General features: G+C 48.1%; 19 protein-coding genes. 9 read left to right on the top strand and 10 right to left on the bottom strand.

The window, feature by feature from the left end:
• Positions 1–4: 4 nt before the first annotated feature.
• The 4 genes from cydB (at position 5) to ICL55_RS13115 (ending at position 4,226) form a co-directional block, all read left to right on the top strand.
• Complete coding sequence (cydB, locus tag ICL55_RS13130; protein WP_188097752.1) at positions 5–1,039, top strand: cytochrome d ubiquinol oxidase subunit II; 1,035 nt, start codon at positions 5–7, stop codon at positions 1,037–1,039.
• 371 nt (positions 1,040–1,410) lie between these two features.
• The gene (locus tag ICL55_RS13125) at positions 1,411–2,373 is read left to right on the top strand and encodes a helix-turn-helix transcriptional regulator (protein WP_188097750.1); all 963 of its coding nucleotides are present in this window, start codon (positions 1,411–1,413) and stop codon (positions 2,371–2,373) included.
• A gap of 124 nt (positions 2,374–2,497) precedes the next feature.
• Positions 2,498–3,538 (top strand): DJ-1/PfpI family protein, encoded by a 1,041-nt coding sequence (locus ICL55_RS13120; RefSeq protein ID WP_188097749.1) that lies wholly within the window; start codon positions 2,498–2,500, stop codon positions 3,536–3,538.
• A 4-nt stretch (positions 3,539–3,542) separates the two neighbouring features.
• A complete protein-coding gene (locus ICL55_RS13115) occupies positions 3,543–4,226 on the top strand; it encodes a GyrI-like domain-containing protein (RefSeq protein WP_246496252.1) in 684 nt (227 codons plus the stop codon).
• A gap of 13 nt (positions 4,227–4,239) precedes the next feature.
• Here the strand turns inward: ICL55_RS13115 and rnc are convergent, their stop codons facing one another.
• The 3 genes from rnc to ICL55_RS13100 form a co-directional block, all read right to left on the bottom strand.
• Positions 4,240–4,908, bottom strand: a complete 669-nt coding sequence (gene rnc, locus ICL55_RS13110; protein ID WP_246496249.1) for a ribonuclease III — start codon at positions 4,906–4,908, stop codon at positions 4,240–4,242.
• A 61-nt stretch (positions 4,909–4,969) separates the two neighbouring features.
• Positions 4,970–6,223, bottom strand: coding sequence for a beta-ketoacyl-ACP synthase II (fabF, locus tag ICL55_RS13105; RefSeq protein ID WP_188097745.1), 1,254 nt, complete (start codon positions 6,221–6,223; stop codon positions 4,970–4,972).
• Positions 6,224–6,246: 23 nt separating this feature from the next.
• Positions 6,247–6,483 carry an acyl carrier protein gene (locus ICL55_RS13100; protein WP_012788038.1) on the bottom strand — a complete coding sequence of 79 codons (237 nt, stop codon included), beginning with the start codon at positions 6,481–6,483 and terminating at the stop codon, positions 6,247–6,249.
• 565 nt (positions 6,484–7,048) lie between these two features.
• On the opposite strand from ICL55_RS13100, the gene ICL55_RS13095 reads away from it, so the two are divergent.
• The 5 genes from ICL55_RS13095 (at position 7,049) to ICL55_RS13075 (ending at position 14,878) form a co-directional block, all read left to right on the top strand.
• Positions 7,049–8,134: an efflux RND transporter periplasmic adaptor subunit gene (locus ICL55_RS13095; protein WP_188097743.1), complete on the top strand. Its 1,086-nt coding sequence runs from the start codon at positions 7,049–7,051 to the stop codon at positions 8,132–8,134.
• 61 nt (positions 8,135–8,195) lie between these two features.
• A complete protein-coding gene (locus ICL55_RS13090) occupies positions 8,196–11,327 on the top strand; it encodes an efflux RND transporter permease subunit (RefSeq protein WP_188097741.1) in 3,132 nt (1,043 codons plus the stop codon).
• A 19-nt stretch (positions 11,328–11,346) separates the two neighbouring features.
• Positions 11,347–12,681, top strand: a complete 1,335-nt coding sequence (locus ICL55_RS13085; RefSeq protein ID WP_188097739.1) for a TolC family protein — start codon at positions 11,347–11,349, stop codon at positions 12,679–12,681.
• A gap of 262 nt (positions 12,682–12,943) precedes the next feature.
• Positions 12,944–13,474: an RNA polymerase sigma-70 factor gene (locus tag ICL55_RS13080; protein ID WP_188097737.1), complete on the top strand. Its 531-nt coding sequence runs from the start codon at positions 12,944–12,946 to the stop codon at positions 13,472–13,474.
• 30 nt (positions 13,475–13,504) lie between these two features.
• Positions 13,505–14,878 (top strand): S41 family peptidase, encoded by a 1,374-nt coding sequence (locus tag ICL55_RS13075; RefSeq protein ID WP_188097735.1) that lies wholly within the window; start codon positions 13,505–13,507, stop codon positions 14,876–14,878.
• A gap of 86 nt (positions 14,879–14,964) precedes the next feature.
• Here ICL55_RS13075 and ICL55_RS13070 read toward each other — a convergent pair whose 3' ends face one another.
• The 7 genes from ICL55_RS13070 to ICL55_RS13040 form a co-directional block, all read right to left on the bottom strand.
• The gene (locus ICL55_RS13070; RefSeq protein ID WP_188097733.1) at positions 14,965–15,549 is read right to left on the bottom strand and encodes a hypothetical protein; all 585 of its coding nucleotides are present in this window, start codon (positions 15,547–15,549) and stop codon (positions 14,965–14,967) included.
• Positions 15,550–15,653: 104 nt separating this feature from the next.
• Positions 15,654–16,403, bottom strand: coding sequence for a hypothetical protein (locus tag ICL55_RS13065; protein WP_188097731.1), 750 nt, complete (start codon positions 16,401–16,403; stop codon positions 15,654–15,656).
• Positions 16,404–16,481: 78 nt separating this feature from the next.
• The gene (locus ICL55_RS13060) at positions 16,482–17,897 is read right to left on the bottom strand and encodes a hypothetical protein (RefSeq protein ID WP_188097729.1); all 1,416 of its coding nucleotides are present in this window, start codon (positions 17,895–17,897) and stop codon (positions 16,482–16,484) included.
• A 125-nt stretch (positions 17,898–18,022) separates the two neighbouring features.
• Complete coding sequence (locus tag ICL55_RS13055) at positions 18,023–19,381, bottom strand: hypothetical protein (protein ID WP_188097727.1); 1,359 nt, start codon at positions 19,379–19,381, stop codon at positions 18,023–18,025.
• A 76-nt stretch (positions 19,382–19,457) separates the two neighbouring features.
• A complete protein-coding gene (locus ICL55_RS13050; protein WP_246496247.1) occupies positions 19,458–22,601 on the bottom strand; it encodes a TonB-dependent receptor domain-containing protein in 3,144 nt (1,047 codons plus the stop codon).
• A 123-nt stretch (positions 22,602–22,724) separates the two neighbouring features.
• Positions 22,725–23,639 carry a FecR family protein gene (locus tag ICL55_RS13045; protein WP_188097723.1) on the bottom strand — a complete coding sequence of 305 codons (915 nt, stop codon included), beginning with the start codon at positions 23,637–23,639 and terminating at the stop codon, positions 22,725–22,727.
• A gap of 160 nt (positions 23,640–23,799) precedes the next feature.
• A complete protein-coding gene (locus ICL55_RS13040) occupies positions 23,800–24,435 on the bottom strand; it encodes a carboxypeptidase-like regulatory domain-containing protein (protein WP_246496359.1) in 636 nt (211 codons plus the stop codon).
• Between the last annotated feature and the right edge of the window lie 80 nt (positions 24,436–24,515).

Below are 24,515 nucleotides of genomic sequence, written 5' to 3'. Positions count from 1 at the left end.
TTGCATGGAAACAATTCTCGGACTGGACCTCCCCACCTGGTGGTTTTTAGTGATCGGCGGACTGATCACCGGTTACGGCGTGCTCGATGGCTTTGACCTCGGAGCGGGCTCACTACACCTGTTTTTTAATAAGGAAGAAAGCCGGCGGCTCGTACTCAACGCTATCGGACCTGTATGGGATGGTAATGAAGTGTGGCTGGTGATAGCCGGTGGTGCGCTGTTTGCTGGTTTCCCGCTGGTATACGGTGTCATTTTCTCCACTTTCTATATCCCGTTCATGCTGTTTTTGGTGGCCCTCATTTTCAGGGCTATCTCCATTGAGTTCCGCAGCAAGGAGCCGTGGCCATGGTGGCGGAAGATGTGGGACGTCTCCTATACCGTTTCCAGCACGGCTATTACGCTACTGCTGGGACTGGTGCTGGGCAATCTTATCCACGGATTACCAATTAACAAAGCGCATGAATTTACCGGCAACCTGTGGACCTTCTTTAACCCTTATGCCATCCTGATCGCTTTCACCACCTTGTCGCTGTTTATGCTGCATGGCGCTATTTATCTGGTGATGAAGACTGAAAACCGCCTCTATGCCAAACTGACGATCATGGTGAACAATTGCAGTAAGTTTTTCATTCTGTGCTTCATTCTAACGTCGATGGCTACACTGATATACATTCCGCACATGACACATCAGTTTAAAAACCATCCGGAATTGTTTATCCTGCCGATGGTGGCAGTGTTTATCCTTCTGAATATTAAACGGAACATTGACGCCAGAAAATATTTTACCGCCTTTTTCTATTCCTGTATCATCACTTCCTGCCTGCTGATCCTGTTTGCCGTAGGGTTGTATCCCAATATTGTGTTGTCTACCACAGACCCGGCGTACAGTATCAGTATTTATCAGGCGGCGTCTTCCAACAAGTCCCTGAAGATCATGCTGCTGATCGCTGCTGTTGGCACACCGCTGGTGATCGCTTACAGTACCTTCGTTTTCTGGACTTTCCGGGGCAAGGTGAAACTTACCGATATGAGTTATTAACTATCACCGACCATCACAAGAAACATTCATACGCCATAAAGACAACGGAAATGACTTTGCCTGCAAGCAGGTACCAACAACGAGAGAGAAACTGAAGAACATCTTACCCCGGGCTTCAGCCCTGGGGAAAAAAACAGGCCCCCGCAAGAAATTGCAGGGGCTTACCATTTAACCTATATTCTGTACTGTAGCATCGTGTTTGTGTATCTCTGAAAATTCCTATAACTCTCGAAATCAACCACTTAATTATTTCTCAGAGATTTGTTACGTATTAAAGACAGTTTATTCTCCCCAAAGTTTAATGCCGGGACAAAAAAAAATAAAAAATAATTTCAGGCACCCGAAATTAGAGGTCTCAACCTGGCAATTTCATGAACCGTATCGACAGGCTAACTGCCATTCTGATTCAATTACAAGGCAAAAAAATAGTAAAGGCCGCCGAAATATCCGAGCGGTTCAATATCAGTCTGCGTACCGTATACCGCGATGTGAAAGCTTTACAGGAGGCCGGCGTGCCCATTGGTGCCGAAGCCGGCACCGGCTATTATATTGTGGACGGCTATCACCTGCCCCCTGTGATGTTTTCCAAAGAAGAGGCAGGCGCCCTGCTGACAGGGGAGAAGCTCATGGAGCAGTTTGGCGACCATTCCAGCCGGAAACAGTTTGGCTTCGCCATGGAAAAAATCCGTTCGGTACTACGCGGGTCAGAAAAGGACTTCCTGGAATCCCTCGATGAAAATATCGTGGTACAGCGGAACTATGGACCGGTGGAAGAAGATAACTTCCCCAACCGGTTTCTCTCAGAACTGCAACATGCACTGGGGCACCAGCAGGTGGTCAATATGGAGTACTTTTCCTTTCAGGAGGAAGTAGCCACCCGGCGGGAAGCGGAGCCCATTGGTATTTTTCACGATGGCAGCAACTGGCACCTGATTGCCTGGTGCCGGCTCCGGCAGGGCTACCGCGATTTCCGGGTAGACCGTATCCGTAAGCTCAGTCTCACTTCTTCCTATTATAAAAAAGACAAACGTATATCCCTGCAGGAATACCTGGAACAGCGCCGCAGCGCCACCCCTGAGAAAACGCTGCTGGTAAAAATAGCGGTAGACAAAGAGTTCCGGCGATATATGCGTAATCAGCTCTATTACTTCGGCCTGATGGATGAAATCACGAAAGGAGACAAAATAGAACTGACTTTTCTCACATCCGGCCTGCTTTACCTGGCCCGTTACCTGGTCATGTTCGGTAATAGCGTGGTCATAGTGGAGCCGGAAGCGCTCAAAGTCACGATGCGTGAGCTGATAACCGAACTGAAAGACCATTATCTCATTTAGGCATTTGGTTATTTTGCCATTTAATCATTAAATAACCAAATGATTAAATAAATAAATAAAACTCTCCTGACATAGGGTTGTCACACCCCGTTCGTTGCTTTGTATTGTAATTAAAAGAAACAATATGAAAACGCAACGCAACTGCTACGTGTATGTATACAATGGCTATTCTGACTGGGAACCGGCGCTGGCCATTTTTGGACTGAACAACTTCACCGACATACAGGTGGTGCCATTTTCACTGGATGGCCAGCCAGTCACTTCCGGCGGTAATGTAAGCGTACAACCGCAGCAAAGCCTGGAACAGGCTATGGCAACTGACATCGACCTGCTGATCATCCCCGGCGGCACCACCATCGCCAGCGGCAGCGAACATCGCGCCCTGCTGCCCCTGCTCCTGAAACAACTGGAGAGCGGCCGCCTGCTCGCCGCTATCTGCGATGCCACGGCCTTCCTCGGTAATCAAGGCCTGCTGGACCATGTGGCACATACCGGCAATGACGCCCAGGTACTGCAAATGATGGCCCCTGCGTATAAAGGCGTTGCCCACTATATCAACCGGCCAGCGGTAACAAGCGGCAACCTGATCACTGCTGCAGGTACCGCCATGGTACCTTTCACCAAAGAAATCTATGCCGCGCTCGGCCTGCTCGACAAGCAGGAACTGGCATTCTGGTTCGGCTTCTTCGACGCTGCCGGCTCTACCCCCAAATTCAGCCATGTACAGCCGCTGCCTTTCTTCTACCGCAGCTACGAAGTGAATATGGAAGGCATGCTGCCATTGGTGCGGACTGCCACACGGGAGATGTACCAGCAAGCAATCGCTGCTGACCTGGAAGTCTCCGGCCCCGTGCAGTGGCATTACCATCAGTTTGATGGTAACCCCGAAACCGTCTTCCGCCTCGATATCGGTCTTCCGGTGACAGCCATCGCTCCCGTACCGGCACCCTACCAATGTGAGACACTGCCGGCCTTCGACTGCATCAGCACCACCCATGAAGGTGGATGGGACAAACTGGGAGATACTTACGGTCAACTGATAAGCGTGCTGCAGGTATTGGGTATCCCCATGAGCGGTTACAACCGGGAGCAGTATTTCCAATACGATTTCAATCAGCCGGATCAAAATATCACCAATGTTCAGATCGGCATTATAAAACCTTGATATCATGAAATGCAGGGATGCCCTTTGGTGGGCACTGTTATTACTTATAGGATTTAAAATTGATGCTACCCTCAACCCAACAGAAATGAATAAACTGGATCTTACTAAAGCTTTTAAGAGCTACTATACAGCCACTACCACACCGCAGGTGGCTGTTATTGAAAAAGGACTGTTCCTGACCATCAATGGCAAAGGTGATCCCAACGGAGACGTTTACGCCGAAAATCTCGGCGCCCTTTATGCGGTGGCCTATGGTATCAAATTCATGTGCAAAAAGGCCGACAAAGATTTCACTGTCAGCAAACTGGAAGGCTTTTGGTGGGTAGAAGACACCTCCGTTGAGCCATTACTGGTGCCCCGCAGCGAATGGTACTATGAGCTGGCTATTCGTATGCCCGACTACGTTACCCGGCAACAACTATCGGCTTCCGTACTTTCTGCGGAGAAAAAGAAGCAGTCCCTCTTGTTCAGAAATGTAGACCTTAAAACGAAAGAAGAAGGGAAATGTATTCAGCTGATGCACCTGGGTCCATTCAGTGAAGAACCGGCATCATTGGCAAAAATGGAGGAATTCATGCACCAGCAGGGGTTTCAGATGAATGGCAGACATCATGAAATATACCTGTCTGATTACAGAAAAACGGCGCCGGAGAAGCTGAAGACCATACTGCGGCATCCGGTAAAATAAGAGAAGAGGAAAATTAGTCTGACAGTCCCAGTTGCTGAATGGCTTGCTGGGCAGCAATCTGGCTGGCGTCTTTTTTATTGAAGGCTTTACCGGTGCAAATCAGTTCACCGTCTACGACAGCGCCTACGGTAAAAATGCGCCGGCCATTGTCCATTTGTTCATCGAGTAGTTCAAACTCGAGCACTTTACCGTTTTTATTGGCCCAACCGTATAATTTGTTTTTGTGGTTCATTTCTACGCTCTCCAGCAGGTCCATATCGATGTACGGCATAAGGATGCGTTTGTGAACAAACTGCTGGGTTTTATTATAGCCACGGTCCAGATATACCGCGCCTACCAGTGCTTCGAGGGTATTACCGAAGATCTGGCTGATCTTCAGGAAGCTGTTGTATTTGTCGTAGATCGTGAGTTTACGCAGCCCCATCTTGATAGCGATATCATTCAGTTGCTGGCGGTTAACGATTTTAGAGCGCATCTCCGTCAGATATCCTTCTGTTTTGTAGGGATATTTTTTAAAGAGATAGTCACCCACAATCGCTCCCAGGATGGCATCACCGAGGTATTCCAGCCGTTCGTTGCTTTCGAGGAACTTCTCTTTGCTCGAGCGGTGGCTAAGGGCTATCTCATACAGGGCAAAGTTACCTGGCGGGAAACCCAACAGGGCCGTGAGCTCTTTGTACAAGTGCCGCTTCTTGGATACGAGTCGATATAAAAATCCTGGCAGTAATTTCACACAATCAAGATCAAGGAACAAATTTTTTGAAAATAACAGAGGCATTATGTCCTCCAAACCCAAAGGTATTGGATAATGCAGCTCTTACTTCTCTATGTTGTGCGGTGTTAAAGGTAAAATTTAATTTCGGGTCTAGCTGAGGGTCGTCAGTAAAATGGTTAATTGTGGGTGGTACAATACCATTGATGATAGACATGATGCTGGCGATGGATTCAATAGCGCCGGCAGCACCGAGCAGGTGACCAGTCATGGATTTGGTAGAGCTGATGTTGAGGTCATAAGCATGTTCACCAAATACTTTTTGAATAGCCTTCACTTCTGCGATATCACCCAGTGGGGTAGAAGTACCGTGTACATTGATATAATCAATATCATTTGCCTGTAAACCGGAATCAGCCAATGCCTGCCGCATCACGTTCATAGCGCCCAGTCCTTCCGGATGAGGAGCGGTAATATGATGGGCATCAGCAGTAGCACCTCCGCCGGCCAGCTCTGCATAAATTTTTGCACCTCTTTCCAACGCATGGTCCAATGATTCCAGTACCAGCGCACCCGCACCTTCTCCCATTACAAAACCGTCACGGTCAAGGTCGAAAGGCCGGGAAGCCGTTTTAGGATCATCGTTTCTTTCAGATAAAGCCTTCATGGCGTTAAAACCGCCAACACAAGGCTCGTTGATCACATTCTCTGAACCGCCGGTAACCACGAGGTCGGTTTTACCGTAACGGATACTGTACATCGCCTCAATGATAGCATTGGTGGCAGATGCGCAGGCAGATACAACAGAGAAATTAGGCCCCCTGAAGCCGTGGCGGATAGAAATAGAACCAGCAGCAATGTCAAGGATAAGCCTGGTGATCAGGAATGGGCTGAAGCGGGGAGTCCCGTCTCCGGTGTGGAATTCTTTCAGCTCATGGCTGAAGTTGATCATCCCACCAACGCCGGTACCCCATATCACACCCGCACGATCCAGATTGATCTTGTCTTTGTTGATATTGGCGTCCTGTATAGCCTGATCTGCGGATATCACCGCTGTCTGTGTAAAGGGGTCCATCTTACGGGCCTCCTTTTTATCCAGGTAGTTGGTAGGGTCGAAATTCTTCAGTTCACAAGCAAAACGGGTTTTGAACTTGGAAGCGTCAAATTGACGGATGTAATCCGCGCCGGATACACCGTTCGTCAATCCGTGCCAGAAATCAGCTACGGAATTGCCGAGCGGTGTAAGAGCGCCTAAACCTGTAACGACAACTCGTCTTGGTTGCATTAAAACAATTCTGATTAGTAGGATTATTTTACATGTTCTTCCAGGTAAGCAACTGCCTGGCCAACAGTAGTAATAGTTTCAGCTTGTTCGTCAGGAATGGAGATGTTGAATTCTTTTTCGAATTCCATAATCAGTTCTACCGTATCCAAAGAGTCAGCGCCTAAGTCGTTGGTGAAGGAGGCTTCAGGAGTTACCTCGGCTTCGTCAACGCCCAATTTGTCAATGATGATCTTTTTAACTCTTGATGCAATGTCTGACATAATTTTAAGTGTTTTTGGTTTAAAACTTGACTGCAAAAATATAATTTTTATTGAATTGCCAACAGATAGCCCGAATTTTAACCCCTTGGTACTATCACCAATCCCACCAAACCCAATACAGTAAACATATTTTGTACTTTGTTAATAAAAGATTTTCTCGCATACACCCCTTCGCTGAGCCATATATTGCCCTTTTCTACCCCTTTATATACCCATTCGGGTATATGCTCATCTCTCCGGAAAAATATATATGACCCCGTCATAAAGTAGCCAAATCACCCGGGTAGGTCCGCAGTCAACCCATTTTAATCTCCATTTAACCTGCTTTTTCACCACTTATCTAACGCCTTAACGCTAATTAACAGTCCCCGGATGCATTCACAATCGCCATTTATTAAATTTGTCCGGCTTATGAGAAGCCGTCATTATTGGGTTATTGGGTTATTTAAACATTTGATTATTTATTGGGTTCTTAAATAACCAAATTTCAAAATAACAAAATAGTCTCCCAGGGTTTCCTCCGGAATTTATCACTTAAAAGCGAATCGCAAAAAGGCTCATTAACATGCCCAACACCAAAAAAACAGTCCGCTCCATTATTATATTGGTAGCTGTCGGTATCGTGCTCTTCCTGGCTTATAAAAAAATAGTCGGTAAAAAAGAAGCGGCCGCCGCCTCCAATGGAGCCGCCGCTAAAGGCGCTAACACCAGACAGCTCCTGACCGATGCCTGGATTGTGAAGACTTCGACCCTCGACCAGGCCATTGAAGCAAGCGGAACGCTCCAAAGCAATGAAGAAGTGGAAGTGAAACCGGAAATCAACGGCCGTATCACACACCTCTATTTTAAAGAAGGCACCAACGTCAAAAAAGGAGACCTCCTCGTAAAACTCTACGATGAAGACCTCCGCGCTCAACTGCAAAAACTGAAATTGCAACAGGAACTGGCCAAAACGACCCTCGAACGCCAGGAAAACCTGCTCAAAATAAACGGCATCAGCCGCCAGGATGTAGACGTGACCCGCAACCAGGTAAGCGCCTACGGGGCAGACATGGAATATACCCAGACCCAGCTGCAGAAAACCGAACTCCGCGCTCCCTTCAGTGGCAAACTGGGCCTCCGTAACGTCAGCGAAGGAGCTATCGTTTCCTCCGCCACCGTTATCACTACCCTGCAACAGATAGACCCCCTCAAAATGGACTTCGCCGTGGCCGAAAAATATCGTAACGTCATCAAAAACGGCGACCAGGTCACCTTCCTCGTAGCCGGTGACAACAACGAATACAAAGGCAGCATATACGCCATCGACCCGAAAATTGACCTGACTACCCGTACGGTTAAACTCCGGGCCATCGTTCCTAACAGCCACGCCACCCTCTTCCCGGGCTCTTTCGCGAAAGTGAAAATCACCCTCGGCAACCTCCCGGAAGCCCTCATGATACCTTCCCAGGCGGTCATCCCAGGTACCCGTGATAAAAAAGTAATTGTCGCCGATAGTGGCAAAGCCAAATTTGTAGTCGTAGAAACAGGCATCCGCACCGAAAGCAACGTACAGATCACCAGCGGCCTCAAAGCCGGAGATACCGTGATCACCACCGGTATCCTGCAATTGAAGCCAGGCATGCCTCTTAAGTTCAATAAAATACAATAATTGAAATTACAGATTGCGAATTCTCAATTCGTAATTCGTCATTCGTAATACGTAATTGAAAATGAGTTTACCTTCATTATCACTCAAACGCCCCGTTCTGGCAATTGTGATGAATATCATTATCGTGATATTCGGGCTCGTGGGCTTTACCTTCCTCGGAGTACGGGACTTCCCGGCTATCGATCCGCCTATCGTGAACGTACGTACGTCATACGCCGGCGCTAACTCCGATATCATCGAAACACAGATCACCGAACCACTGGAGAAATCTATCAACGGGGTAGCCGGTATCAAAAACATATCTTCCAGCAGCAGCCAGGGTAGCAGCAATATCACCGTGGAATTTGAACTGGGGCAGGACCTCGAAGGCGCTACCAACGATGTGCGCGACAAAGTATCCCAGGCCCTCCGCAGCCTCCCCCCGGATATCGACGCGCCACCGGTAGTATCCAAGCAGGACGCCAACTCAGACGCCATCATCTCCATGACGGTACAGAGCAATACCCGCAACCAGCTGGAAGTAACCGAATACGGTACCAACGTACTGCTCGAGAAACTGCAAACCATCCCCGGCGTGAGCGCCATTCAGATATGGGGCGAAAAAAGATATGCCATGCGTATCTGGATGGACCCCGCCAAACTATCGTCCTACAGCCTCACACCATCCGACATACAAGCCGCCCTGCAACGGGAAAACGTGGAACTGCCCTCCGGTAAAATTGCCGGTAACGCCACCGACTTCACCGTGCGCACCTTCGGCCGCCTCTTTACGGAAGACGATTTCAATAACCTCATCATCAAAAATGTAAACGGCAGCGAAATACGCATCCGCGATATCGGTCAGGCCGTGCTGGGACCGGAAAACGAGGAAACTATCCTCAAAGAATCCGGCAGCCCTATGATCGCCCTCGCCCTCATTCCGCAGCCCGGCTCCAACTATGTCGCCATCGCCGATGAGTTCTATAAGAGATATGAACAACTGAAAAAAGATATTCCGGAAGACTTCACCGTGAACATCGCGATGGACAACACGAAGTTTATCAAAAAATCAATCGAGGAAGTGGAAGAGACGCTGATCATCGCCCTCACACTCGTGATCCTCATCGTGTACCTGTTCTTCCGCGACTGGCTGATGGCCCTCCGTCCACTGGTAGACATCCCGGTGTCCCTGATCGGCGCTTTCTTCATCATGTATATCTGCGGCTTTACCATTAATATCCTCACCCTGCTGGCCATCGTACTCGCTACCGGCCTTGTGGTGGATGACGGTATCGTGGTAACGGAAAACATCTATAAGAAGATAGAAGCAGGCATGCCCCGTATGCGTGCCGCACGCGAAGGGTCCGAAGAAATCTTCTTCGCCGTTATCGCCACGTCCATCACACTGGCCTTCGTATTCCTGCCGATCATCTTCCTGCAGGGCTTCGTAGGACAGCTGTTCCGTGAATTCGGTATCGTGGTGGCCGGCGCGGTACTGATCTCCGCTTTCGTATCACTGACGCTCACGCCCGTGCTCAACGTTAAACTGGGACGGAAAACACATACCCATTCCTGGTTTTATACCAAATCAGAACCTTTCTTCCGCTGGATGGAAGATGGCTATAAAAACTCACTGGAATCGTTTATGCGTTTCCGTTGGGTAGCCGGACTGGTGATCGCCGGTTGTCTGGTGATGATATACTTCCTCTTCAGGACACTGCCCGCAGAACTGGCCCCACTGGAAGACCGTAGCCAGTTCCGCCTTTCCATTACCACACCGGAAGGTACTTCCTTCGACTACATGGACAACTACGTGGACCAGCTCACGAAATTCCTGGCTGATTCTATCCCGGAGAAAAAAATCATTCTCAGCGTCACCTCCCCCGGCTTCAGCGGCGCCGGCGCCGTGAACTCCGCCTTTGCCAACGTAGTACTGACAGAACCTACCGAACGCCATCGTTCACAAAAAGAAATAGTGAACATGGTAAACCGTAATATGTCCAGGTACCCACAGGGAAAAGTATTCGCCATCGAAACACAAACCATACAGGTAGGTCGCCGCAGCGGTCTGCCGGTTTCCTTCGTACTGGAACATATCAACTTCGACTCACTGACCCGCGTATTGCCCCGGTTCATGGACGAAGTAGGCAGCAGTCCGGTATTCCAGGGTACAGACGTAGACCTGAAATTCAACAAACCGGAACTGCGTATTCACATCAACCGCGACAAAGCCACACAGCTCGGCGTTTCTGTACAGGATATCTCTCAGACCCTGCAGCTGGCACTGAGTAACCTGCGCTACGGCTACTTCATCCGCAACGGCAAACAGTACCAGGTAATGGGACAGGTGTTCCGCGCCGACCGTGATGATCCGATGGACCTCCAGAACCTCTACGTGCGCAACTCCCGCGGCGAAGCCATCCAGCTCGACAACGTGGTGAGCATCGAAGAAGAAACCAGTCCACCGATCATCTACCACTTCAACCGTTATAAATCCGCCACCATCTCTGCCGGCCTCGCACCCGGTAAAACCATCGGCGATGGTCTGAAAGAGATGTACCGCATCTATAATAAGCTCGAAAACGAAAAAGTAATCGACGATTCCTACACCACCGCACTGTCAGGCGCTTCCCGCGACTACGCAGAAAGTGGCTCCAATACCATGTTTGCGCTGGGACTGGCGCTCGTACTGATCTACCTCGTACTCGCAGCACAGTTTGAAAGCTGGATAGATCCGCTGATCATCATGCTCACCGTACCACTCGCCTTCGCCGGCGCGCTGCTGTCGCTCTGGGTGTTCGACCAAACATGGAACATCTTCTCACAGATTGGTGTAATCATGCTCATTGGCCTGGTAACCAAAAACGGTATCCTCATCGTGGAATTTGCCAACCATCAGCGTGATGCCGGTCTTTCCAAATCCGATGCAGCCATACACGCATCAGCCATGCGCTTACGCCCCATCCTGATGACCAGCCTCGCGATGGCCCTCGGTGCATTGCCCATTGCGATGTCACTCGGCGCTGCCGCCACCAGCCGTATCCCCCTGGGTATCGTGATCGTAGGTGGCATCATCTTCTCCCTCGTGCTCACCTTGTATGTCATTCCGGCCATGTATACCTTCTTCTCCCGTCACGGCAACAAGTCGGAAGACAGCGATGAAGAAGAAAGAATGGAAGGCAAAGAAGAAGATGTAGCCGCCGCTCATGCATAAAACCGTTATTAAATTTATTATGAAGAAATATATCACCAGCATCGGCCTGCTCTTTATCCTCCTCGTGGGAAGTACACTGGCTGCCTCCGCGCAACAGAAGATACTTACCCTGGAGCAGGCCATAGACCTGGCGCTAAAAAACAACTTCTCCATCCGGCTGGCCAGAAATACCGCCGAAATGTCGGCTAACGATTACGCCTATGCGAATTTCGCGTTCGTGCCCCGACTCAACGCCACGGCCGGCACCACCTGGAACAATACCGCTACCAAGCAGGAGTTTGTTAATGGTACCAAAAGAGATACCAGCGGCATCAAAGGCAATAACGTCAGCGCCAATGCTACGCTGAGCTGGACACTTTTCGACGGTCTCAAAATGTTCGCTACCCGCGATAAACTGGCAGCCATTAAAGACCTCGGCGAACTCGCCATCAAAGATCAGGTCCAGAACTCCGTCGCGACCGTGATCGGTGGTTACTATAATATAGTACAACAAAAACAACAACTGATCGCCATCCGCGAACAGCTCTCTATCTCAGAAGAAAGAGTCAAACTGTCCGATGCCAAGTTTTCTACCGGCCTCGGTCCTAAAACAGACCTGTTGCAGTCCAAAGTAGACTACAACGCACAGAAAGCATTGCTGCTGCGGCAAATAACGCTCATAGAACAAAGCAAAGCATTGCTGAACCAGCTGATGGCCGTACCTGCCGGCGCCACAGGGTATGATGTCCCGGATTCTATTCCCATCAATGCCGGCCTCTCTTTCGTGACCCTGCAACAGAATGTCGCTAATAACAACACTGCTATCAAAGTACAGCAACAGAATATCAACATCTCCGCACTCACCATCAAAGAGCGCCGTGCAGACTATTTCCCGGTAGTCACCTTCAATTCCGGTTACAACTATAACCGCAACACCTCCAACGCCGCCTCCAACGCCTTCAGTCCCCGGTTCAACCGCAACGGCGTGTTTAGCTATGGCCTCACTGCTGCCATTCCAATCTTCAATGGCTTCAATGTAAAACGCCAGGTAAAAAATGCCAGGATCGACTTCGACTTCCAGAACATTACGCTCGACAATGTCAAATCACAGGTAGACCTTTCACTGAACAACGCCTTTAAAGATTATGAATATTATAAGAAGGCGCTGGAACTGGAAGAGGAAAACAACCAGTTGGCCGAAGAAAATATGATGGTGGCACTGGAACGTTTCAAACAAGGCGTCTCCACTACCATCGAAGTAAAACAGGCGCAGCAAAGTCTGGAAGACTCCAACTACCGGCTGATACAGGCCCGTTACAATACCAAACTCGCTGAAACAGAACTGCAGCGATTAAACGGATCACTGCTGCAATAATATTTCACGCAGAGGCGCAAAGGTTTTTGCCCACAGTTTAAGATAAAATTAAGAGCGCAAAGCGCGGAGAATATAAAAGAAGATCAATTACTTAGAACCAAATAGATCTTCGCTCTGTTCTCCATGCTTTGCGCTCTTAATTTTATCTTAAACTGTGGGCAAAAACCTTTGCGTCCTTTGCGTGAGAAAAATTTGCAGCCTTAACATTCCTGTAACATAGCCGGCTTATATTTATATCCGGATAATGCAACAACCTCGAACTATGTCTGATAGCCCGCCTAAAGAACAATTTGAGAAGATATTTGAGGAGAACAATTTAAAAGTATACCGGTTTGCGTTCAAGTTGACAGGTGATGCCAACAGAGCGCAGGAAATCACCCAGTTATGCTTTGTTCGCCTCTGGGAAAACATGCACCAGCTAAAGGAAGGGCAGGACGTATTTCCTTTATTGTTCGTGTACGTTAAAAATCTGGTGATCGACGAAACCCGCAAGCTATACCGCGAAAAAAAAGCGATGGCGAAAGTAGCGGATAACCAATCCGTTGAAACTGCCCATAGTGGCGAAAAGCTGCTCCTGCAAAAAGAACTCACCACCCATATACATCAGCTCATAGAAAATATGCCGGAACAACGGCGAAACGTATATATGCTTAGCAGAAGCCTGGGCTATAGCCATCGCGAGATAGGCCAGCAATTATCCATTTCTCCTGCCACCGTAAAAAATCACCTGACAGCCGCTCTTCAATATATCCGGAAAGAACTGACCAGTCATTTCGGTAACAACCATCGCTGACACACTCTTCACCCTGAAAACAACACCGCCATGCGACGCTCTTTCCATCCGTTTCTCCTTGGCAGTATCACGTTGATAACAGCCTGTAGCAAAAAAGATGATGTACCACCTGCGCCAACGGGTCCCGTCACTCAGCAGGAAATCAACAACTGGGTACTGGACAGTATGCGCTATTTCTACCTGTGGAATGATCAGCTGCCCGCCAATCCCAATACCACCCTGGAAACAACAGCTTTTTTTACAGGCATTAAGTATACGGATGACAGATTCTCGCTGCTGTATAACCCGGAAGATCCCGCCACCTATGCCACTGATATCCGCAGTAAATACGGTATCGACTATAGCATCATCAGCTGGCCACAGCGGCCGGAGGGCGTTATCGGCGTTATCAAACTGGTGGTCCCCGGATCCTATGCAGCGGCAGCGGGACTAAAAAGAGGCAGCTATTTCACCCGCATCAATGAAACCAGCGTCACAGCGGCTAATGCAGCTACCCTCAGTGAGCAGCTCAGGACGGCTGCCACCGGCAGCCTCACACCCGCCACTGTCAGCGGTACCACCATTACCGAAAATACTTCCGTGTTGCTGCAGGGCAGACCCGTAACCGTAAATCCCGTGTATGCGTCTACCCTGATAACCGGCGCTTCCCGTAAGACAGGCTATATATTTTACAATGCCTTCATCGACGCATACAATACCAGTCTGCTGGATGTGTTCAGAAGCTTCAAAAGTCAGGGTATAGAAGAGCTGATCATTGATATCCGCTACAATACAGGCGGTAGCCTCGCCGCCGCCGCCATGCTCACGGCGCTGATAGCGCCGGATGTAACAGATAAAAGCGTTTTTGTGCAGTACAGCGGCAACAACCGCCTCGGTTCCCGGACGCTCAACTTCAGCGCAGCACTCTCTGTACCGGAAAATGCAGATCCTGTCAGCTTCTCCGCACTTTCATCGGCCCGGCTTCATCTCCCGCGCGTTTTCCTGTTGACCGGCAGCCAGACGGTATCCGCTGCTGAACTACTGGTTAATAACCTAAAGCCCTATACGAAAGTGGTCCAGATAGGAGAGACCACAGTGGGTAAAGATAAAGGAGCCGTGCTCGTGAAAGATATGCGCAGCCCCCGCCGCATTTCCTGGGTTATTCAGCCCATTACCTACCGATTGTCCAATGCCAATGGAAACGGTAATTACACCCAGGGCATCACACCCCAATATGCGATCGATGAAATGTCCAGGCAACCACTGTTGCCATTGGGTGATGCCAATGATCCTTTAGTTGCCAAAGCCCTGTCTGTAATAGATGGTAATGTAAGGGCTGTGCCGGAAGGCAACAACACCCTTCGTCATTTCTTTGATGCCGGTCAGCAAGCGGCTGCCGCCAGCATGGTGATCATCCCAAGATAAGAAAGAGAAAGAAGGGGTTAACAAAAATGAAATTTAATGGAGAATGATGAGTAAAACAGGGTTTTCCGTATTATTTTAAAAGTATCTCAACGCAGTTTTCCAGCTTTCAGGTCAGACGGCCCCGCTATGGATACCATGTGCGTTACAATTGCTTCTGTAACCGTTTTGCTGCCGGCTCCCAGCAGTAGCAGTCCGCCGCGGAAACCTTTGCCAGCAGCAGGGGAGTAATGCAGGTGTAAATGTCTGATCACACCGGAACTGTCCTCCGGCTGGTTACCGCCAAAAGTCAGGTCATGAAAAGGCGTGTATCCTTTTTTGACGGGCGCCCGCCCTAATATCAGCAGGCCACTCGGACCCTGATCTGCTGCTTTTTCCACCGTTATCCGGATGGGCAGTGTTGTTGTACCTTCAGCCACAATATGTGCCCCGCGGGTAATAATCAGTCCGCCGCTATGACGGCCATCCTGTTTACCTACCGCGGTAGGCAGTATGTTGACCACTGTGCCGGCTTCCATGCGCAGGGTTGCTTCGTTTGCCACATATACCCAGCCATCGATATACCAGGGATGGTTGGCTGTCAGCAAGGTATGGGAAGCAATCACCTGCCGTATCGTATCGGACACAGGGATGATTTCCATTTTAACGTCCTGCGTAGCAGCAGGATTTATCACATCATTTTTTTTGCAACCCGCAGTAATAACAGATAAGCTACTCAAACCATACCAGAAGTAGGGAATAAGACGGGTTACATATTTGCTCGCGGGATGCATAAAAATCAAAGGTCTATTTCGTTAGCCAGAATAGAGCCATTACCATCGTCATATACTGTAGTGACTTTTGATTTACCAGCCAGCTCTGCACCGGTGAGAATAAAGAATTCTGACCCATCAGGCTGTAAAACAACCTGTCCTGTAGCAGGGTCCAGCAATTTAGCTGCAAACGTATAAACGTTTCCGTTAGCATTCACCGCCCTCATCCGGAGTACCTTTGACAGGGTTTTTCTTGCCCATCCTTTTACAACAAGGGGATAGTCAAGCAGTTCTCCGGAATCCGGATCAGCATAAATAAAGGCCAGGTCATACTTTTCGAGGGGATAGAAGGAGGCACTTAAATTATTGAATATCTGGACATCAAATGAATCAACAGGTACTGATCCGCCACCGCCATCACCCACAAAACCTTTCAGTCCCAATTCCGCACTGTAGGCAAACTTGAAACGTTGCAGGCCATTGGCTGCAATTGTAATGAGTGTATCTGCAAGCAATTGCTGTTTATTGGCATCATAAGCACTCAATTTCCCCTGCTTTCCGGCCGGAAGTATAAACTGGCTGCCACCCCTTACATCGATGGTATCCAGTTGCTTCCCATCAAAATACATCATGATTTTAGGTGTATTCGGCAGGTTCAGCAAGGCAACATTGACTTTGCCAAAATAATGTTCTTCCGGCAGTTCTCCTTTACGACAGGAAGCCAGGAATGTCACAACAACTAAAAGAAAAGGCAGGCGCTTTAAAAACAGATACATATTCAAATAATTAACAGAAAAAAGATGATCATCACGTATAGAGGAGCATCCTCTATACGTGATGATGAATAAAAATGATTACAGAACAGTCCAGCCATTAGCCCATGTAGTGGCTCCGGTAGGGAACGCACCAGCAGCTTTAGCAGGAGACAGGGTACCAGGAATATAGTTGTTGATTGCACGTGTAGCGTTGAACGGACCATTCAACTTGATGTTGAAGTTCGGATCAGCGGTAGTGTAACCTTTGTTGGTAGTACCCAAAGGAGTAAAGGCAGTGAAAGAAGCAAAGTTGATCTCAGTAGAGAACGGTAACAGATACGCATGTACGTAGTTGTTAGTCAGGGTAGAAGTACCGTTATCATACTTAGTTTTGGTATTGTCGCCGGTAGCAGGTTTCTGCGTATCCAGAGAGATACCATAGTTGAAGCCCAGGAAGATAGAGTTGTTAACTACAAACTCAGCATTTCTTCTCAGGTGAGCAGCGCGGCCATATTTACCGGTACCGGAAGGCAGACCTGTAGTGATGGAAGCTGCAGTTTGGTTAGGCTGACCAATGATGGTGATGTTGTTGTAAGTAGGATGAGTGTAAGGAGTCAATGCATCACCGTTAGCGTTGTTATCGCTTTCAAAGCCGTTAGACTGGCTTTTGTCAGCACGGTTAGGATCAGATACGCCCAGTGCGTAAGAGATAGTACCGGAATAACCGTTATCAGTATCGAACATATCATCCAGGGCGTCGATAGCCAGCAGGTGAGAAGCGTTTACAGTACCACCGAAGAATTCGAAAGCATCATCTTTGGATTTGTACACTTCAACGTAATCGAGGATAGTACCGTTACCAACACCAGCCAGTGTCAGACCGTTCAGCTCATTGTCTGTAGCCAGTTCATAACCAGCGTACTCAATTCTTACATAACGCAGGATACCGGAGTTGTCACCAGGAACATTGTTAGCCGGACCACCATAGGTAGCATCAGCAGGAGGAGTACCAGTGATACCTTCTACTACTACAGCAGCAGCGTGGTTGGTAGGCGCTTTACCCAGCAAAACCACACCACCCCAATCACCAGACTGAGGAACGGCTTCGTTGGAAGTAAAGATGATCGGGTCGGTAACAGTACCGTCAGCAATCAGTTTAGCACCACGGGTTACGATCAGACCACCACCTGGAGTGCCGGGAGTGCCGCTACCAGCAGGAAGACCTTTGATACCTTTGATCACTGTTCCGGGTTCAACAGTTACTACAGCGTTGTTGGCCACATATACCAGACCATCCAGTTTGTAGATTTTGCAGCTTTTCAGGGTGATGTTGGCAGTGATCACACCAGTGATGGTGCTGTCACCACAAGTACCGGAAGCACCAGAAGGACCACCGGCTACCACGGCACGGTCATTGTTTACTACGTTGTTCTCTTTTTTGCAGGAAGTTCCTAACATCATGCCCAGCACAGCTGCTGCAGACACGAGGGTTACCGCTAAGGGTTTTTTGTTCATGGGATTTTTACTTTTTAAAGTTTAAACAAATGAATAAGGAATGAATGATGAATACCTGATCAGGATATATTTTTCGGGTATGCGCGCAAAAACTTTAAATCTATAACTGAAACGAGTAAACGCAATTACAATATTGTCCAGTTATCAGCCCAGGTAGTATTTCCCGTAGGGAAAGCACCAACAGATCTGGTAGGAGACAATGCACTTGGAATGTAATTCCTGATTACACGCGTTGTAGCGAATGGAGCACCTAGCTTTACATTCAAGTTTGGATCAGCATTAACATAACTTTTGTTGGTTGTGCCCAACGGCGTAAAGGGCACAAAGGAAGTAAAGTTGAGCTCGGTGAGGTACGGATATATATACGCATGAACGTAATTATTCGTCAGGGTAGAAACGCCGTTATCATACTTAGTTTTGGTATTATCTCCACTGGTGGGTCGCTGATAATCCAAAGAGACACCATAGTTGAAACCCAGGAAGATCGAATTACTGACACTAAATTCTGCATTTCTTCTCATATGGGCAGCCCGGCCATACTTACCCGTACCAGACGGCATACCGTTAGTAATGGAGGCAGCTGCTGCGGTAGGCAAACCCACAATGGTAGCATAGTTGATAACCGGATGCGTGTTAGGCGCCGCGGCATAACCGTTAGCGTTGTTATCACACTCAAAGCCATTCGACTGGCTTCTGTCAGCACGACTGAGATCAGCGATACCTAGTGTATAGGTAATGGTACCAGTATAACCATCAGAAATATCGAACATATCGTCCTGGGGATCGATGGCCAACAGATGAGAGGCATTGAAGGTACCTCCGGAAATCCCAAAACCATCCGTCCTTGATTTGTATACTTCGATAAAGTCCAGCGTTGTACCGTTGCCAACGCCCGCTAATGTCAGACCACTCAGAGAATTATCGGGAGATAACTCGTAACCGGCATATTCTATTCTTACGAAACGTAGTATACCACTACTGTCATTCGGAACATTGTTGGAAGGGCCGCCATAGCTAATATCTGCCATAGGAACGCCCCCTATACCCGGTAAAGATACCGCCGAAAGGTGATTGGTGGGAGCCCGGCCTATTATAGCTACACCTGCCCAGTCCCCGGATTTAGGCACCATATCGCCGGAAGTAAAAATGATAGGATCCGCAGCAGTGCCTTGCGCGAGCAACCTGGCGCCACGCGTGATGATCAAACCACCACCTGGCGTACCAGGATCAAAAGGGCCACCAGGAACCCCTTTAATACCTTTAATTACTGTTCCTGGCTCAATTGTCATCACAGCATTGTTAGCCACATACACCAAACCATCCAATTTGTAAACTTTGCAGCTTTTCAGCGCTATATGGGAGGTAATCACCCCACTGATAGTACTGTCCCCGCAAGTACCCGCTGCTCCCGAAGGGCCTCCGGCTACCACGGCACGGTCCAAAGTCGCATTCCTGCTCTCCTTTTTACAAGACGTCCACACCATCAGATTCAACGTCATCACAGCAGACGTAATCGTTACCGTTAAAAGCTTCTTATTCATGAGAGTTTACTTTTAAACATTAAAACTTATACGTGAAAGTTGCACTGTAAGTACGGCCTGGCATAGATTTGTAATTCACCAGATCCTGCCCGGAATCATATTTCATTTCTTTTTTTCCCGGCTTTCCTCCATTGGTATACTCCTGATTTTGCTCGGCTGTAAACTGATTAATATAGGTAACGGCATAGCTATTTAGCAGGTTACCTACATTGAGCTTCAATTCAGCATGCTGCTTCAGGAATCTGAATCCTACCTGAGCGTCCAGTGCCTGCAAAGGCCGCTCCATTAAAGACATTCTGTAAACAGAACTTGGCAGGAAAACACGGTTGGAAACAGAATTATAGGTAAGGCTTACGGATACAGGATTCATATCATAATAAACACCGGCATTAAACATAAAATTGCTGGCTCCCATCTGTGGCCGTTTTTCTTCTTCCCCTACCGTCTCTGTCACCACCACCTTCCGGGCGTTAGCCGGGTCCAGACCAATGTTAATCATCATCGGCTTCACTACAGCATCCAGGTAAGTAAAGTTGCCATACAACGTAAAGTTGCGCAACACCGGCAGTTTAGTGAAAGCAAAAGACTTTCTCATCTCCAGTTCTATCCCATAGTTCTTCGCCGACTTACTGTTTAACAATTCAAAACTGTTAAGCAGCTCCCTGCGGTAAATCTCCATCGGATAAGAAAGGTCCTTGTAGAAGAAAGACGCGGAAAGAATCTCTCCCGGTCCCGGATACCATTCGTAACGAAAATCCAGGTGCTTTATCGTAGTAGACCTCAACAAAGAAGAGGTATATTCACCACCTAACTCAAAATCATATTCCTTGAAAACAGATAACTCCCGCAGGTCCGGACGGATAATACTTTCTGAATAAGCCAGACGCAGATTCATAGATGGTGTCAGAGAATAAGTGAGGTTCACTGAAGGAAAAAAATGCCAGTTAGGCTCCCGGTTCAACAAATCCGAATAATCATACTCTTTACCTGGCTCCGGTTTTAGGTTAGCGAAGGTGGAATCAAGATTATTATTCACCTTATTCAGGTTATAATACTCAGCCCTTACACCCCATACCAGCCTCCATTTATCACCAATCCTGTTATCCAACATAGCAAACAAAGCATGCAGGGAGGCAGACCGGCGTTTGAAATTATCACCGAAATCACTCATCCCTATCTTCAACCCATTTTCCGGTGTCAGGGCTTTTCCCAGCGGGAAATAGTTGGCATCTTTATTATCAATTTTTGAGAATGTGTTCAATACAAAGAATAACCTGTCTTTACTCCAGCCGGCATAGCCACCTTTAAAAGTATTATCAAAATTCACCTTGCCGGCATTGAACTTAAACGGCACCGATACAGCGGCTTCCCAATTGTAGTTATTCTCCAGTGCACGGCTCCACGATCTTAGCGCACCTTCTGCAAAATTGCTTCCGAAGGCACTGATGCTCATTTCGTTCTTCCCTACACCCTCCATAGGCATGTAATCGGCCAGCATAATGTGATTGTCCGGCTTCTGCCGGTCCAGTTTCAGATAACTGCCGCTCCATTTCAGACGAACTCCCTGCCGGCCAATGGCATGCTCTCCTCTCAACTGATTTTGCCACAGCGTTGTCTGCATTCCCAAATCAAACAGACCCATTGTATGGACCGATCCGAATTTTCCGTTCGGCCCGGTACCAAATACCAGCTGCTGGTCCAGCGTACGCAGATAGAGTGACTGAAAACCGATCCTGCTCTTTTCATTGCGGTAGCCAACACCCAGCATACCACCCAGATTAGTCACAAATCCATATCGTTGTCCTTTGAACAGCTGATTGTCCTGATCTGGTCCCGTGGCATATTCCGCAAAACCCTCTCTTCCCAATATGATGTCCTGCGTAGATAAGGTATTGCGATAGCTGGCGGCGGCAACCAGTCCCCATTGCTGACCAGCATTACCACGTAGTACACGGCCAAAGGATGCCTGAAAATTGGGAGATACCGGCGCTTTAAATTTTGTTACAGCCCAGTTGTTATTAAACAACGTAGCGTTCTTGCCTTCTTTATTGTAATGGTCCACGATATCAAACCTATCTTTCCAGTCCAGCGTACCAAACAGCTGGCGATGTTTCGCGGAGTTACCCCAGTATTCGCTACCACTCAACGGTAAGGACAAAAAATCCTTGCCCGTTGTTTTGTCATTATAACTGCCGCCAACAGACAGGTTCAGAAAATTTTCGGAAGGGATGTCCAGTGTATTCACCTCTACCAAACCACCACCAAATTCTGCGCTGCGGTCCGGCGTAATTGTTTTTATCACAGTTACATTCTCCACAATGTTGGAAGGAATGATATCGAAGCTGAAATTCTTTCTGTTCAGCTCTGTGCTGGGCATGATCTGCCCGTTCAAGACAGCCTGATTGTAACGTTCACTCAGTCCGCGTACGACCACGTACTTATTATCCATCGTCGCCAAACCGCTCACTCTCTTTAATACTTCACCAATGTTTTTATCGGGCGTACGGGCAATCTGTTCTGCACTGATACCATCTGTAATGGCCGCGTTATTCTTTTGCAGCGCATATAAACCTTCGATAGACGCTTTGCGGTAGTTGCCCGTCACGGTCACCTCTTTCAGGCGGGAGCCGCTGTTTTTCAGCACTACGTTCAGTGGAATAATATCTTTTTCTTTAACGGAAATATCCGTTACTTTCCTCGTTTCATAAGACACAAAGCTGAAGCTAAGGCTGTACACACCAGGATTCAATACCAGCTCATAACTGCCATCTACAGCGGTGATGGTGCCTTGCCCGCCCTGTGCTGCTATCGTAACACCCGGCAGCGGTTCATTTTTGGCATCTACTACTCTCCCGCGGATGCGGCCATTGGTCTGTGCTGCCGGCGTAACCACGCTGCCTTTGCGCAACGCTATTACATGATTGCCGGTCAACTCCACGTCCAGCGGCGTATGTTGATCGATATAACTCAATACTTCTCCTAACGGCGTACCCGGAAAACGCGCCTCGTTAACGGTGCACTGTTGCAGATACTCCGGATCATAAATAAAGGTATAAGGTGTTTGTTGTTGTAACGCTTTCACAACAGCGGCAGCATTGGTTTTGCCCAGCTGCAGTTGTACCTTGTCGGTAAGGGACTTGTAAGCCTGTGCTAATATCAGCATAGGCGATAGTGGAACGAAAAAAAACAAAAGGATCATCACACGACATGACATACTTTCCCCTGTACAAAATCTGTAGGTAGATTTTTGCATAATGTATTCTTTATTTTAAATGGATGTAGTTAGCTACTTACTGTGTGTTTCGTATGTGGTGTCGTTAATCCGTACGAATGAGATATCATGTACATAGCCCAATGTGGATAGAATTTTTTCTAAAGACATATCCCGGCTGAATTCACCTGAAATTTTCTTTTTGCCCAAAGACGGGTTGTCCAGTACAATCCGGCAACCATAACGCTGCTGTAACCGGGCTAACGCATCTGCCAGTTGGGTGTGGTTAAAATGAATTTTTCCTTTTTTCCAGTCCAGCACATCATTCTTCTCGAAGCTTGTCAGCTGTGGTTGTTTACCATCTGCATAGTTCAACATCTGACCGGGCAGCAATACTTCGTTAAATGAATCGGGTTTGCTCACCGCTACTTTCCCTTCCAACAGACTGATCTGAATGCTGCCATCAGCCATATTGGAAGTGGCAATGTTGAATACAGTTCCCAGGACGGTGGTGGTCAGGCCACCGGTATGCACCAGAAAAGGCCGCTTTTCGTCTTTGGTTACTTTGAAATAAGCTTCACCATGCAGCCATAACTCCCTCGTTTCTTTATTATACCTGTTCTGATAAATAACAGACGAATGCGTATTGAGCCAGACTTCACTGCCATCCTCCATGGTGAACAATTGAATGTTGTCGCTGGTGTTGTGCAGGGTATCCCATTTCACGGCAACAGGACGGGCGCCTGTACGATGTTGCCAGAAAAAGGCGATGGAAACAATGATACCTATTACGGCGGCTGCGGCGGCACCATACCAGAATCTATGTACACGGGGCTTCATCACCACAGGCGCATTGGCCTCATCCCATTTTCCCATCATAAACTCATCCAGCAGCATCGTGTCTGCCGAAGAAAGCCAATCTTCAACGGTGGCCACTTCCTGTGTTGTACATTGCCCTTTAAAATACTTTTCCAGTAACTGTTTATCCATAATCCCGGTCCCTGCTCAGGGTATTTACACAGAGAGTACGTCCGGGAAATAAAATGTTCCTAGTCCGTTTTGCAGGTTAACAATTTGGTAATATAGCCACACAAAAAAGCCCGGAACATCTTTGTTCCGGGCTGCCGTTTTTATACAGGAAGATGATTGTTTATTGTTTGTTCCCTTTGTTTTTCTGATAATCTTCAAACGACTGCTTGATGAATAACAGCAGATCATACTCTGAAGCGTCGTTCAGAAACTGATACCCGGGACGGTACCGGTGCATAAAGGAATCCAGTTCCGGCGACTGCAGCTTGGTCATCTTGGCCACGAGTTCGGGAGAATAACGGTAATCAATATACTTTTCTTTCTCCCAGTATACGAGCTGCTCACGAAACTGCTCCTTCCGCTTACGCGTTTTGCTGGGCACAAGGTAAGTTAAAGCCGTAATGGGATTGGCTGGCAGTGTTTTTAACACGTCCATGGCCCCGGGCTTCTTGTAATTGAAATAACGGCCATACTCCTGCCGCATGGCCAGTGAGTCCTTGGTGTGGTTGATCCCCTTTACATTGACTCCCTGCAACTCAAACAGCCGTCTCTGCAAATAAACGTCCTGCGTGGTGGACATCCCCGGCGCAATGATCTGGCGCTGGGCATAGCTGAGCATGGAAAACTCAAGCGTGTCGCCCGGCAGGGCCTCTATATAATAACGTCCACTCTCACTACTGAGAGTACCCGTCATCGTTCTCTTGTTAACGATGGAAACAAATGGCAATCCCGTTTTGGTCTCCTGGTCAGCCACCATACCTGACAATCTTACCTGTGCAGATGTATGCTGTTGGCATATGAAAAAGAAGAAAAACAGTGCTCCGATATATGCTAAAA

The organism is Chitinophaga varians, from assembly GCF_014529945.1.
GTDB lineage: Bacteria > Bacteroidota > Bacteroidia > Chitinophagales > Chitinophagaceae > Chitinophaga > Chitinophaga varians.
Note: the sequence above shows the minus strand (reverse complement) of the source record. Positions and strands in the feature narration are given on the sequence as shown.